Origin of the sequence: Microbacterium sp. LMI1-1-1.1 (assembly GCF_040815675.1) — a bacterium.
Taxonomy (GTDB): domain Bacteria; phylum Actinomycetota; class Actinomycetes; order Actinomycetales; family Microbacteriaceae; genus Microbacterium.
This window is the reverse complement of the sequence record NZ_JBFPNN010000001.1, coordinates 56,378-69,660: the sequence shown is the minus strand read 5'-3', so window position 1 is coordinate 69,660 and position 13,283 is coordinate 56,378. Positions and strand designations below refer to the sequence as shown.

13 protein-coding genes and 1 tRNA gene are annotated in these 13,283 nt (G+C 71.0%); 7 read left to right on the top strand and 7 right to left on the bottom strand.

Annotated features, from left to right (window positions below; all coding sequences use genetic code 11):
* Window positions 1–102: 102 nt before the first annotated feature.
* Both MRBLMI1_RS00320 and MRBLMI1_RS00315 read left to right on the top strand, forming a co-directional pair.
* The gene (locus MRBLMI1_RS00320; RefSeq protein ID WP_367726142.1) at window positions 103–357 is read left to right on the top strand and encodes a type II toxin-antitoxin system VapB family antitoxin; all 255 of its coding nucleotides are present in this window, start codon (window positions 103–105) and stop codon (window positions 355–357) included.
* A complete protein-coding gene (locus MRBLMI1_RS00315) occupies window positions 354–755 on the top strand; it encodes a type II toxin-antitoxin system VapC family toxin (protein WP_367726141.1) in 402 nt (133 codons plus the stop codon). Before MRBLMI1_RS00320 ends, MRBLMI1_RS00315 begins: the two co-directional genes overlap by 4 nt.
* A gap of 64 nt (window positions 756–819) precedes the next feature.
* On the opposite strand, the gene MRBLMI1_RS00310 is transcribed toward MRBLMI1_RS00315, so the two are convergent.
* Together MRBLMI1_RS00310 and MRBLMI1_RS00305 are read right to left on the bottom strand one after the other, a co-directional pair.
* The gene (locus tag MRBLMI1_RS00310) at window positions 820–1,287 is read right to left on the bottom strand and encodes a RidA family protein (RefSeq protein ID WP_367726140.1); all 468 of its coding nucleotides are present in this window, start codon (window positions 1,285–1,287) and stop codon (window positions 820–822) included.
* On the bottom strand, window positions 1,284–1,502 hold the full coding sequence (locus MRBLMI1_RS00305) for a hypothetical protein (RefSeq protein ID WP_056229468.1): 219 nt from the start codon (window positions 1,500–1,502) through the stop codon (window positions 1,284–1,286). Before MRBLMI1_RS00305 ends, MRBLMI1_RS00310 begins: the two co-directional genes overlap by 4 nt.
* Before the next feature lie 110 nt (window positions 1,503–1,612).
* On the opposite strand from MRBLMI1_RS00305, the gene MRBLMI1_RS00300 reads away from it, so the two are divergent.
* The 5 genes from MRBLMI1_RS00300 (at window position 1,613) to MRBLMI1_RS00280 (ending at window position 8,067) form a co-directional block, all read left to right on the top strand.
* The gene (locus tag MRBLMI1_RS00300) at window positions 1,613–4,312 is read left to right on the top strand and encodes a transglycosylase domain-containing protein (RefSeq protein WP_367726139.1); all 2,700 of its coding nucleotides are present in this window, start codon (window positions 1,613–1,615) and stop codon (window positions 4,310–4,312) included.
* A complete protein-coding gene (locus MRBLMI1_RS00295; RefSeq protein WP_367726138.1) occupies window positions 4,309–5,232 on the top strand; it encodes a metallophosphoesterase in 924 nt (307 codons plus the stop codon). Before MRBLMI1_RS00300 ends, MRBLMI1_RS00295 begins: the two co-directional genes overlap by 4 nt.
* Window positions 5,233–5,347: 115 nt before the next feature.
* Window positions 5,348–6,865, top strand: coding sequence for a hypothetical protein (locus MRBLMI1_RS00290; protein ID WP_367726137.1), 1,518 nt, complete (start codon window positions 5,348–5,350; stop codon window positions 6,863–6,865).
* Between the two features lie 285 nt (window positions 6,866–7,150).
* Window positions 7,151–7,224, top strand: a tRNA-Pro gene (locus tag MRBLMI1_RS00285).
* A 69-nt stretch (window positions 7,225–7,293) separates the two neighbouring features.
* On the top strand, window positions 7,294–8,067 hold the full coding sequence (locus MRBLMI1_RS00280) for an HAD-IIB family hydrolase (protein ID WP_367726136.1): 774 nt from the start codon (window positions 7,294–7,296) through the stop codon (window positions 8,065–8,067).
* Window positions 8,068–8,166: 99 nt separating this feature from the next.
* On the opposite strand, the gene MRBLMI1_RS00275 is transcribed toward MRBLMI1_RS00280, so the two are convergent.
* From MRBLMI1_RS00275 to MRBLMI1_RS00255, 5 genes are all read right to left on the bottom strand, one after another.
* The gene (locus tag MRBLMI1_RS00275; RefSeq protein ID WP_367726135.1) at window positions 8,167–8,988 is read right to left on the bottom strand and encodes a siderophore-interacting protein; all 822 of its coding nucleotides are present in this window, start codon (window positions 8,986–8,988) and stop codon (window positions 8,167–8,169) included.
* Window positions 8,985–9,818 carry a FadR/GntR family transcriptional regulator gene (locus MRBLMI1_RS00270; protein WP_367726134.1) on the bottom strand — a complete coding sequence of 278 codons (834 nt, stop codon included), beginning with the start codon at window positions 9,816–9,818 and terminating at the stop codon, window positions 8,985–8,987. The genes MRBLMI1_RS00275 and MRBLMI1_RS00270 overlap by 4 nt, the downstream gene beginning before the upstream one ends.
* A gap of 66 nt (window positions 9,819–9,884) precedes the next feature.
* On the bottom strand, window positions 9,885–10,910 hold the full coding sequence (gene galE, locus MRBLMI1_RS00265) for a UDP-glucose 4-epimerase GalE (RefSeq protein WP_367726133.1): 1,026 nt from the start codon (window positions 10,908–10,910) through the stop codon (window positions 9,885–9,887).
* A gap of 155 nt (window positions 10,911–11,065) precedes the next feature.
* A complete protein-coding gene (locus MRBLMI1_RS00260; protein ID WP_367726132.1) occupies window positions 11,066–11,686 on the bottom strand; it encodes a thymidine kinase in 621 nt (206 codons plus the stop codon).
* Between the two features lie 7 nt (window positions 11,687–11,693).
* Window positions 11,694–13,166 carry a malate:quinone oxidoreductase gene (locus tag MRBLMI1_RS00255; RefSeq protein ID WP_367726131.1) on the bottom strand — a complete coding sequence of 491 codons (1,473 nt, stop codon included), beginning with the start codon at window positions 13,164–13,166 and terminating at the stop codon, window positions 11,694–11,696.
* Window positions 13,167–13,283: the final 117 nt, after the last annotated feature.

Genomic DNA, 13,283 nt, shown 5'->3' with positions numbered 1-13,283 from the left:
GAGAGAAGAAGGTTCCGGATGCCACGGCGAGCGGCATCCGGGACCTTCTCCGTTCGCGCCGAATGAGGGTAGACGGTAAGACGGTACGGGTAGACTTCCACCGTGAGCCTGAACATCAAGAACGAGAGCGTGCACGCGGCCGTGCGCGAGCTCGCCGCGCGCCTCGGGGTCGGTCAGACCTCCGCGGTGGAGCTCGCCGTCCGCGCCGCCCTGGACGCCCTCGACGCCGCCCCCTCCGCCGAGGACCGGGCGGCACGGATCGCCCGGGCGGCGGCCGCCGCGCAGCACGCCTTCGCCGGCGTCGACCTCCGCGCCGCCGAGCGCGACCTCTACGACGATGCCGGGCTCCCCCGATGATCGTGGACACGTCGGCGCTCATCGCCGTGCTGCAGGCCGAGGGCACGGCCGACGCCATCCTCGCCGTACTCTCCGCGGAGGAGCGGCCCGCCCTCTCGGCCGCCACGCTCGTCGAGGCCACGATCGTCGCCGACAAGGGCGGCGACCCGGTCAGGGCGGCGCGCTTCGACGCGCTGATCGCCGCGATCGACCCCGAGATCGTGCCGTTCACGGCCGCGCGCGCGGCGCGGGCACGGCAGGCGTACCGGGACTACGGCCGCGGATCCGGCCACCCGGCCCAGCTGAACCTCGGCGACTGCTTCAGTTACGCCCTCGCCGCCGAGCGCCGCGAACCGCTGCTGTTCGTCGGCGACGACTTCACCCGCACGGATCTGACTCCGGCCCTGCCCACCGCGTAAGACGAGAAGGTCCCGGATGCCACGGCGAGCGGCATCCGGGACCTTCTCGGTCTCACGATGAGGATCAGGCGACGGTGAAGACGACCTCGACCTCGACGGGGCTGTCCAGCGGCAGAACCGGGACGCCGACCGCCGAGCGCGCGTGCGCCCCCGCCTCGCCGAAGACCTGGCCGAGGAACTCGCTCGCGCCGTTGATGACGCCGGGCTGCCCGGTGAACTCGGGGACGGATGCCACGAAGCCGGTCAGCTTGAGCACGCCGGTGATGTTGTCGACTCCGCCGACGAGCGCGGCGGCCGCGGCGAGTGCGTTCAGGGCGCACTGGCGGGCGTAGTCCTTCGCGTCGGCGGGCGCGACGAGGCCCTCGGTCTCGCCGACCTTGCCGGTCGCGGGGAGCGCGCCCTGCACCATCGGGAGCTGCCCGGAGGTGTAGACGAGGTCGCCGTGGCGCTTCGCGGGGATGTAGGAGGCGACGGGCGGCACGACCGCGGGGACGTCGACGCCGAGATCGGCGAGACGCTCCGAAACGGTCACTGCTGGCCCTCGAACTGACGGGCCGCGGTCTCCGCCGCGCCGAGTCCGGCGTTGGCGGCGCCGCCGCCGGTGGGGCGCTTGAAGTAGGCCACGAGACCGCCTTCGGGGCCGGTGACGACCTGCACCAGCTCCCAGCCCTGCTTGCCCCAGTTGTTGAGGATCGCGGCGGTGTTGTGGATCAGCAGCGGCGTGGTGAGGTACTCCCACGTGGTCATACGAGGCTCCCGGCGGGTCAGCTCGACGAGCGAGCGCGATGGTGGACGCGTACGCGCGCGAGCGCACGCCTTCGAGGCATCGCCCAGCAACGTCGCTTAGCATCAAGCCTATGCCTGAGAACAAACGAACGGCCAACGGTGTGCTCGGCGGCATCGTCGGCCTCGTCGGCCTGAGCGCGGCGGCCGGCGTCCTCGTGACCGCGGCGGTCACCCCGGCCATCGCCGTGTCCGGTGCCGCGGCGAACAGCGCCATCTCGATCTTCGACAGCATGCCCGACTACCTCGAGATCGACGAGCTCATGCTCCCGACGACCCTCTGGGCCGGCGACCAGGTACTCGCGCAGTTCTTCGACCAGAACCGCTCCCCCGTCACCTTCGACCAGGTCGCGCCCGTCATGTACGACGCCGTCCTGTCGTCCGAGGACCCCCGGTACTACCAGCACGGCGGCATCGACCTCATCGGAACGACCCGAGCGCTGCTGAACAACGCGGCCAACGGGCAGACGCAGGGTGGCTCGTCCATCAGCCAGCAGTACGTGAAGAACGTGCTGGTGCAGCGGTGCGAGCGCAACGCGCGCGCCACCGAGGCCACGGACACGCAGCCCGCGCAGACCCGCGACGAGGTCCTGCGGTCCTGCGCGACCGAGGCGATCCAGGCCGAGGGCCCTGAGGGCTACCAGCGCAAGCTGCAGGAGATGCGCTACGCCATCAGCCTCGAGAAGCGCTACACCAAGGACGAGATCCTCCTCGGCTACCTCAACATCGCGAACTTCGGCGGCACCACCTACGGCATCGACGCCGCGGCCAAGTACTACTTCAGCGTGCCCGCCTCGCAGCTCAGCGTCAGCCAGTCGGCCATGCTCGCCGGCATGGTGCAGAACCCGAACCGCTTCCGCATCGACCTGCCGAACGGCTCCATCTTCAGCGCCGACGGCACCATCGGCTACAACAAGGCCCCCGACGGCTCGATCGACGACGTCGACCGCAGCACGATCCAGGCGCTGTACACGCTGCTCGACAACGGCGAGATCACGCAGGAGCAGCTCCTCACCGCCGCCGACGGCTACAGCGCGACCAAGGGTCGTCAGCTGTACGTCCTCAGCCAGATGGAGGAGACCGGCAAGATCACGCACGAGGAGTACGTGGCCGCCGCGATCGAGCCCATCACGCCGCAGATCACCCAGCCGTCGCAGGGCTGCGCCAGCTCGGTCGCTCCTTACTACTGCCAGTACGTCGTCGCCACGATCCTCGACGACCCCGCCTTCGGCGAGACCGAGGACGACCGCCAGCGGGCCCTCCGCCAGGACGGTCTGAACATCTACACGACCCTCGACCTGCGCATGCAGGATGCGGCGCAGACCGCGATGAGCGACTACGCGCCGCAGTCCGTCGAGGGCATGCGATTCGGATCGACGGCGGTGAACGTCGAGTCGAAGACCGGTCGCGTGCTGTCCCTCGCGCAGAACACGAAGTTCACGCAGGACGCCGAAGTAGCGGCCAACGATCCCGGCTCGACGTCGATCGTCTTCGCGGGCGACCTCGACAAGGGCGGTTCGCAGGGATTCAACGCCGGTTCGACCTTCAAGCTCTTCACTCTCGTCGACTGGCTCGAACAGGGCCGCTCCGTCAACGAGCCGGTGAACGGCCGTGACGGTCCCGTTCCGAACATGAAGAACTCCTGCTACGGCAACTACGTCAACACGGACAACGCGCGCATCCGCAACTTCGATCAGCAGTCCGGCTACGTGGGCACCCCCATGCAGTTCACGCGACAGTCGTTGAACACCGGATACCTCGGCATGGCCGCTCAGCTCGACCTGTGCGACATCGCCAAGACGGCGAAGAAGATGGGTGTGACGCTGGCCACCGGCAAGGACATCGAGATGCGTTTCGGCAACAACGTCATCGGTTCCGACGCCGTCTCGCCGCTGGCGATGGCGGGCGCGTACGCGACGGTGGCGAACGGCGGCACCTACTGCCAGACCAAGGTCATCGACCGCGTGACCGACAACAAGGGTGCGGAGCGCCCCGCGCCGGAGAGGTCGTGCACACCCGTGCTCAGCCCCGAGGTCGCCGCGACCGCCGCCTTCGCGCTGCAGGGCGTCATGACCAGCGGCGGAACCGGGTCGCAGGCGAATCCGGGTGACGGGACGCCCGTGCTCGGCAAGACCGGAACGCACGAAGCGGTCAACTCGTGGATGATCGAGTCGTCCACCAACGTGACCACGGCGGTCTGGGCGGGTAACTACACCGGGCTCGAGAGCATCTTCAACAAGCGCTACAACGGCCGCACCCTCAACAACGTCCGATACCCCATCGCTCGCGACATCCAGCAGGCGGCCGACGAGTTCTACGGGGGCGAGAGCTTCCCGCAGCCCGACAACACGCTGACGCGCCGCATCCTGCGCGACGTGCCGAACGTGGTCGGGCAGAGCATCGACGATGCGAGCGCGACCCTGGAGCGGGCCGGCTTCTCGGTGGCCATCGGCGACCCGATCGATTCGTCGTCGGGTCCCGACACCGTGGCCTCGCAGACCCCGAGCGGTCAGGCGGGCGCCGGCTCGACCATCACCTTGAGCCCCGGCAACGGCCAGGCAGCGACGGTCCCGAGCGTGGCCGGGCAGAGCCTGCCCGAGGCCACGGCGACCCTCCAGGGCGCCGGGTTCACGAGCCTCAGTCTCGGCAACTGCGTCACGCAGCCGGACGCGCCGGACCAGGGCCAGGCCACGGGGACCAACCCCGGCCCCGGAACCAGCACCAACCGCAACACGCCGATCGCCATCGACGTGATCGCGAAGAACTGCGGATGACGGGCCCCGTCCTGAAGGCCGCCCTCGCACCCCTCGGGGTCGCGGGGGCGGCCGCTGTCGGGGCCACGGTGTGGGGCGTCGGCATCGAGCGCTACCTGTTCACCGTCCGGTACCACGCCCTGCGGGTGCTGCCCAAGGGCGCCGAGCCCCTGCGCGTCCTGCACGTCTCCGACGCGCACATGGCCCCCTGGCAGCACCGCAAGCAGGAGTGGATGGCGCAGCTGGCGGAGCTCGAGCCGGATCTCGTCGTCAACACCGGCGACAATCTCGGACACCGCGACGGACTGACGGGGATCCGGACGGCGTTCGCGCCGCTCCGCGGCATCCCGGGTCTGTTCGTCCACGGGTCGAACGACTACCAGGAGCCGTCGCCGCGGAACCCGCTGCGCTACTTCCTCGGCCCGTCCGGCACGCAGCCGAAGCACAAGCACCTCGATGTCGGTGCGCTCGACCGCTTCCTGGGCGACGACCTCGGCTGGCACCTCCTCGACGACACCGCCGTGTCGTTCGAGGTGAAGGGCACCCGCATCACCGCGATGGGCGTCAACGACGCGCATCGGAAGTGGGACCACCCGGAGCTCCTCCCCCCGATCCTGGACACCCTGGATGCCGCCGACCTGACGCTCGGGGTGATGCACGCGCCGTACCGTCGCACGCTGGACGAGTTCGTCGACCTGGGCGCCGACGTGCTGTTCGGCGGACACACGCACGGCGGACAGGTCCGCGTGCCGTTCTCGCGGAAGGCTCTCGTGGCCAACTGCGACATCCCGCTCGACCAGGCCCGCGGGCTCAGCGAGTGGACGCACGGCGGACGCACGGTCCCGCTGAACGTGAGCGCCGGACTCGGTCATTCGATCTATGCGCCGGTGCGCTTCGGCTGCCGGCCGGAGGTGTCGCTCGTCACGCTGCTGCCGCGCTGACGTCTCCTCCCCAGCCACCGAAAGGGGCCGATCCTTCACGGATCGGCCCCTTTCGCCATCGCGGCGACCGTCCGGACCGACACGATCGAGGCTCCTCGACGAAAGGACTCTCGACATGCACCATCCCCCACCCGCCCACGGGCCCCGACGCCGGCTGCTCGGGCTGGCGCTCGCCGGTGCGGCGATCGTCGGCGTCGCCCTCGCCGCCCCGACCGCGCACGGCGCCGACCGCGGCTCGGGATTCGGCACCTGGGCCCCGCTGTCCTCGCAGGGCTGGCACGGCTCGATGATCGCCGGCGACTCCCATACGTACTGCGTCAATCCCGGAGAGCCCGTCCCGACCGGGACGAGCACCGACATGGGCATCAGCACCGACGCCAACGGCATGAGTCCGCAGCAGCTGGTCTCCATCAACCACCTCGTGTCCACGTACGGGCAGACCGATGACGCCGTACAGGCGGCCGCGGTCGGCTGGGCGGTGAAGGCCATCGCCGACCTCGACACGACGCTGCACTCGTGGGGATACACGGGCGACTCGTTCCCCGAGGCGATCGACTGGATCATGCGTCGCGTCGCCCCAGACGCCAACCCCGCCATCCAAGAGCTCGCGCAGAAGTACCTCGCCGAAGCGGCCGCCATCACACCGCCCCGCACCGACGGCTCGCTGGTGCTCACCACCGACGGTGACGACCCCACCCGCGGCACCGTCACCGCCGACGTCGACCCGCACGCCACCGGCGAGCTCCATCTGGAGAACGCCGTCTTCAGCGACACGGGGAGCCCCGACCGCGGCGGCGTGCACGACGGCGAGGTGTTCGCCATCACGGCGGCGCATCCCGACGGCGACCTCCGCCCCTACACGGTCCGCGCTCGCGGCACGTTCGCCTCGCGCTCCGCCGCGGTCCGGTTGTTCGTGACCACCGGTCAGCAGGAGACGGCCGGGCCCGGCGGGATGACGGTCTTCGAGGTGACCGGCGAAGACGCGGCGCCGCGCCCCGTGCGCTTCGCGCCGCGCATCACCACCCGGGCGCACATGGACGACGACGGGCGGTTCGTGGATGCCGTCACCTTCGTCACCGAGGATGGCGTCTGGCCTCAGCGGGCGGACGGCACACCCGTTCCGATCCGGGCGACGGCCGACCTCTACCGGACGTCGGCGTTCCCCGCGGAGTCCGACGACATCCCCGACGGCCTGTCGCCCGTCTCCTCGCTGCAGGTCGTGAGCGACCCGTCCACGGGCGTCGGCACGGTGTCCGTGTCGACGGAGGAGGCCGTCCCCGGACCCGGGGTCTACATCGCGGTCTGGCGCATCGAGCGGGCCGCTCAGGATGCCGAGGTCGCAGCCCACCTGCCGACGGACTACGTCTGGCGCGAGCGCTTCGCCGAACCGGCGCAGACGTCCCAGTGGGCACCGGCGCCGCCGCCCTCCCCCACGCCCACACCGACGCCCGTGTCGACCCCGCCGGTCGTCGAGGAGACGACACCGCCCGCCCCCGCCCCTGCACCGGCGGCGCTCGCCACCACGGGAACCGACGGCACGGCCCTGGCGGGACTCTCCGCCGGCGGCGCGGCACTCGCCCTCGTCGGCGGCGTCATCGCCGCTGTCGTGCACCGCAGGCGCACCTGCGTCTGACGGCCCCGGGAGGCGCGGTGCGGTCGAGCGCGAGCCGTGCCGCGCCTCTCCGTCGCCGTCCGCCGCGCCTCCTCGTCGGTGTCCAGCGGTCCCGCTCGTCGCCGTCCGCCGCACCTCCCCGCCGCCGTACAGCGGTCCCCGCGCCGCCGTCCAGCGGTCCCGCTCGTCGCCGTGCACCGGTCCCCGCGTCGTCGTCCGCCCGGCGCCGACGGGAGGGGGACGCGCCCGGAGCGCACGGTGGTTCGGAGCACGGGTCGGAAGAGGGTAGAATCGTAGGGTTGCTCACGGGGTGTGGCGCAGCTTGGTAGCGCGCGTCGTTCGGGACGACGAGGCCGCAGGTTCAAATCCTGTCACCCCGACCGCAGAGAGGCTCCGCCCACGGGCGGAGCCTTTCGTGTATCGAAATCGCGTCGTCCGATAGGAGCCCTGTGTCCGACACCTCGCCTCGCCTCGTCGCCTTCGATCTCGACGACACGCTCGCCCCGTCGAAGACGGCCATCGACCCCCGCATCGGCGATCTGCTCCTCGCCCTCGCGGAGCGCGTCGAGGTCGCGATCATCTCCGGCGGTCAGCTGCAGCAGTTCCGCACCCAGGTGATCGACCGGCTGCCCGAGACGAGCGACGAGATCCTGTCGCACTTCCACCTCATGCCCACGTGCGGCACGCAGTACTACCGCCTGACGTCCGACGGCATCGAGACCGTCTACGCCCGCTCGCTGACCGACGACGAGAAGACCCGCGCCCTCACCGCCGTCCGCGAGGAGGCGGAGCGCCTCGGGCTGTGGGAGGCCGAGCCGTGGGGCGACATCCTCGAAGACCGCGGGTCGCAGATCACCTTCTCGGCCCTCGGGCAGAAGGCGCCGCTCGACGCCAAGATGGCGTGGGACCCCACCGGTGAGAAGAAGAACAGCCTGCGCGAGGCCGTCGCCGCCCGGATCCCCGACCTCGAAGTCCGCTCCGGCGGCTCCACCTCCGTCGACATCACCCACCAGGGCATCGACAAGGCTTACGGCATGAACCAGCTCGTCGAGGCCACCGGGATCCCGCTCGACGACATGCTGTTCGTCGGCGACCGCCTCGACCCGGACGGCAACGACTACCCCGTCCTCGCGATGGGCGTCGAGTGCCACGCGGTGCACGGCTGGGAGGACACCGCCGCCTACCTGGACGCGCTCATCCCCACGCTGCCCGCGCGCGCCTGACCCGCGCGGGAAGGCCTCCGACGCGAGACGCCGGCCGTCCCGCCGCGCCCGCCTGACCCGCGCCGGACAGCGGCCGACGAGAGACGCCGGGCCGTCGCGTCAGATGATCTGACCGATCGGCTCGCGCTTCTCGGCCTGGAAACGGTCCTCGGTGCGCCCGTACGCCCAGTACCCGGACAGCGAGACCTGGTCGCGCGCCAGACCCCAGCGCCCGAACACCACATCGCGCAGGCCCTTCATCGCCTCGCGCTCCCCGTGGGCGAACACGTGCCCGCGACCGTTTTGCGGCGCCCACGCCGCGACCGCGTCGACGAGCACGGACGACGTCCCCGGCACGGCCTCCCCGCGGTGCAGCCACACGACGTCCACGCCGCCCGGCGCGGTCAACGGCAGCTCGTCGTCCGGCCCCTGCACCTCGATGAACGCGGTGCCGGTGGCATCCGGGGCCAAGGCCTCCAGCGCCGCCGCGATCGCCGGCAGCGCCGAGTCGTCGCCCGCGAGCAGGTGCCAGTCCGCCGACGGATCAGGGGCGTAGCCGCCGCCGGGCGACGAGACGACCAGCCGATCGCCCGGCACCGCCCGTGCGGCCCACGGCGCGGCGAGGCCCTCGTCGCCGTGGACGACGAAGTCGATCGCCAGGTCACGGTCGGTGACCTCGCGGATCGTGTACGTCCGCGTGACCGGGAGGTCCTCGGGGGCGAGGTTCTCGCGCAGCGCCGGCAGATCGTAGGGCGGCTCCAGTCCCAGCTCCGGCTTGACGAAGGTGATCTTGACGTAGCGATCGGTGTACGGGCTCTCCCGGAAGGCCGACAGGTCGGCGGCCGTCGCCCGCAGGCGCACGATGTGCGGCGTCACCCACTCGCTCGAGGTCACCTCGAGCACGTGCTGCGGGCGCGGCGGGCGGACGGGGCGATCGGTCATGGACGTTCCTCTCGGACGGCGCCGGCATCACCGGGCGGGACTGCGGGGACGCGCGCGAGGGCGTCGCGGGCGCCCGCCGCGGGGACGGGAGCGACCTCCTCCGACGGCGGCTCGCCGGCGTCGACCCGCGCGATGGCCGCGGCGACCTGCCGCGAGTAGTCCGTGATGTGAGCCGTCACCACCGCGCGCGCGGCGGCGCCGTCGCCGTCGGTGACCGCCTGCACGATGCGGCGATGCTCCTCGCGGAGGCGGTGCGCGGTGGCATCCCAGTCCGGCATCCGTGCGGCGCCGAGCTGCGTGTACGACTCGATCGAGCTGCGCAGCCCCGCCATCATCGCGGCGACCACGGCGTTGCCGGACGCTTCCGCGAGAGCGAGATGGAAGCGGGCGTCGAGGGCGAGGAACTCCCCCGCGGCCAGAGCGGGGTCGTCCATGGCATCCAGGATCCCGTGCACCTCCGCCAGGTCCGCCGTCCGGCCGGCAAGGCTCTCTGCGACATCGCACTCCAGCACGATGCGGGTGCGGACGACGTCGGCGATCGGGAAGCCGCTCGCCGCGACCTGCAGGCGGAGGAACGCGGCCAGGCCACCCCGCGGGGTCGTCACGATCATCGCGCCGGCGCTGGGACCGGAGCCCGTGGCCGTCCGGACCACGCCGAGCACCTCCAGGACGCGGATGGCCTCGCGCACGCTCGACCGGCCGACCCCGAGCTGCGTCGCGAGCTCCCGCTCGGGCGTCAGCCGGTCGCCGGGGACGAGACGACCGTCGCGGAGGTCTCCCTCGATGCGTTCCAGGACGATCTGCCAGGCGCGCGGGGCGTCGGTCGGCATGGCATCCCTCTCCTCGTCGCCGGGGTCCGGTGTGGCCGGACCACACGGCCCCACCCTACGCGGCGGTCAGTCCTCGGCGGTCGCGTAGCCGGCGGGGTTCTTCGTCTGCCAGTTCCAGTAGTCGCGGCAGGCGTCGTCGATCGTCAGACGCGTGCGCCACCCGAGCACCTCGGCCGCCTTCGCGGGGTCGCAGTACGTCGCCGCGACGTCGCCGGGTCGACGGTCGAGCATCTTCTTCGGCAGTTCGTGGCCGACGGCCTTCTCGAACGACGCGACGAGCTCCAGCACGCTGACGGGACGCCCCGTGCCGAGGTTGAAGACCTGGTGGCCCGGCTGCGCCTTCTCGAGCGCGGTGACGTGCCCCTCGGCGAGGTCGACGACGTGGATGTAGTCGCGGAGGCCCGTGCCGTCCGGGGTGTCGTAGTCGGAGCCGAAGACGCCGATCTCGTCGAGCGACCCGATCGCGACGCGCGACACGTACGGCATGAGGTTGTTCGGGATGCCGGCGGGGTCCTCGCCGATCAGGCCGGACGGGTGCGCGCCGACGGGGTTGAAGTAGCGCAGCACGGTCACGTTCAGCTCGGGGTTCACCCGGGCGACATCGGCGAGGACGACCTCGTTCATCCGCTTGGACTTGCTGTACGCGTTCGACAGGTCGACGCTCGTCGTCGACTCCTCGGTGAACGGGAGGTCGGCCGGGTCGGAGTACACCGTCCCGGTGCTCGAGAAGACGAAGCTCCGGATGCCGCGGGCGATCCCCACGCGCAGGAGGGAGAACGTCGTGTCGAGGTTGTTGGAGTAGTACTCCAGCGGCTTCTGGGTCGACTCCCCCACGGCCTTGAAGGCGGCGAGGTGGATGATCGCGTCGATGGGCCCGTGCGCGTCGAACGCCGCGGCGACGACCGCCTCGTCGGACGCGTCGCCCACGACGAGCGGGGCGGACTTGCCGGTGATCGCGGCGACCCGCTCGGCCGCGACCGCGTGCGTCCCCGACAGGTCGTCGAGGAGGACGACCTCGTGTCCGGCATCCAGGAGAGCGACGGCCGTGTGGGCACCGATGTAACCGGCACCGCCGGCGAGCAGAACACGCATGCCCCCAGGCTACCGAACGGTGCTGCGCGAACCGGCCCGGTCGCGGCCGGATGGCGTGCCGGGCTCCGGAGAAACGTCACCCGAACGGGGTGCGCGGGGTCGGTGGACGCGGCCGCCGCCCGTCTGTCCCGGAGCGCGGCACCGCTGCGCGCCGGTCAGTTGCCGTCGAGCCTGCCGCCGGAGGCCGACAGATAGCAGACGGCGCACATCGACTCGTACGTCACCTCGCCGGCATCCTGTTCCTCGTCGATCGCGACCTGGTCGCCGTCGAACACGAACTGGCCGCCGATCAGACGCGCGTTGAAGATCGCCTTGCGGCCGCAGCGGCAGATGGTCTTGAGCTCCTCGAGGCTGTGCGCGATCTCGAGGAGGCGCGCGGAGCCGGGGAACGCCTCGGTGCGGAAGTCGGTCCGGATTCCGTAGGCGAGGACCGGGATGCCGTCGAGCACGGCGATCCGCAGGAGGTCGTCGACCTGCGCGGGGGTGAAGAACTGCGCCTCGTCGACGAGGAGGCAGGCCACCGGCTCCGCACCGGCGGCCGCGTCGCCCGCCACCGCGCGGAACTCCGTCCGCAGATCGTCGTCCGGGTCGACGAGGAAGTCGACGGGGCGCGAGACGCCGAGACGGCTGTCGATCTGGTCGGCGCCCTTCGTGTCGATCGCGGGCTTGGCCAGCAGCACGCGCTGCCCGCGTTCCTCGTAGTTGAACGCCGCCTGCAGCAGAGCCGTCGACTTGCCCGAGTTCATCGCCCCGTAGCGGAAGTACAGCTTCGCCACGACGAGGTCAGGCGTTGATCGCGAGCGCGTGCGCCGTGGCATCCAGCTCGCGCCGGGCGACCTCGGGACGCGTGTTGAGCGTCTCGCCGTAGCTCGGGATGAGCTCGCGCAGACGCGGCTCCCACTCGGGCATGCGCTCGGGGAAGCAGGTCTTGATCAGGCCGAGCATGATCGAGACGGCCGTCGAGGCCCCCGGCGAGGCACCGAGCAGACCCGCGATGGAGCGGTCGCTCGAGGTGACGACCTCGGTGCCGAACTGCAGCACGCCGCCCTTCTGCTTGTCGCGCTTCATGACCTGCGCGCGCTGCCCGGCGTCGAGCAGCTCCCAGTCCTCGTCCTTCGCGGACGGCATGAAGTCGCGGAGGCTGTCGACCTTCTTCGCGTGGTTCTTCAGCAGCTCGCTGACGAGGTACTTGATGAGGCCGGGGTTGTCGATGGCGACCTTGAGCATCGGCAGGATGTTGTGGGGGCGCACCTGCGTGACGATGTCGAGCATCGAGCCGTTCTTGAGGAACTTGGGGCTGAACGTCGCGAACGGGCCGAAGAGGAGCGACGCCTCGCCGTCGACCACGCGGGTGTCCAGGTGCGGCACCGACATGGGCGGCGCGCCGACGGAGGCCTGGGAGTACACCTTCGCGCGGTGCTTGGCGACCAGGTCGGGGTTGCTGGTCTTGAGCCACTGGCCGCCGATGGGGAAGACGCCGTAGCCCTTGATCTCGGGGATGCCCGAGCGCTGCAGGAGCTTGAGAGCCCAGCCGCCCGCGCCGACGAAGACGAACTTCGCGTTGATCGTGCCCGGGGTGCCGCCGATGACGTGGCGGTAGCTGACGCGCCAGGTGCCGTCTTTGAGCTTCTTCAGCTTCTTGACGTCGTGATTGGTGGCGACGTCGACGCCCTTCTCGCGCAGGTCCGCGAAGAGCTGGCGGGTGAGGGAGCCGAAGTCGACGTCGGTGCCCGCCGGGACGCGCGTGGCCGCGAACGGCTCGCCCTTGCGGCGCTTGTGCATGAGCAGCGGCGCCCACTGGTTGATGACGCGGGAATCCTCGCTGTACTCGATGCCGGCGAACAGCGGCTGCTGCTTGAGCACCTCGTAGCGCTTGCGGAGGAACGCCACGTCCTTCTCGCCGCGCACGAAGGTCATGTGCGGGGTCGCGTTGATGAAGGTCGACGGCTCGTCGAGCACGCCGCGGGCGACGAGCGAGGCCCACAGCTGACGGCTCTGCTGGAACTGCTCGTTGATCGCGACGGCCTTGGACGGGTCGAGCGAGCCGTCCTTGCCCTCGGGCATGTAGTTGAGCTCGCAGAGGGCGGCGTGGCCGGTGCCGGCGTTGTTCCAGGCGTTGGAGCTCTCCTGGGCGACCTCGCTCAGGCGCTCGACGACCGCGATCTTGAGGTCCGGCTGCAGGTCCTTCAGCAGGGTGCCGAGCGTCGCGGACATGATGCCGCCACCGATGAGGAGAACGTCGACGTTTTCAGTCACCCGACGATTCTAGGCGGGCCCTGGGAGGTCTCTCGACATCGAGAGAAACGTCCCTTCGACATCGAGACAAAGGAGATGCCTCCGGCCGCGGGAGAGCGGGCCGGAGGCATCCGGATG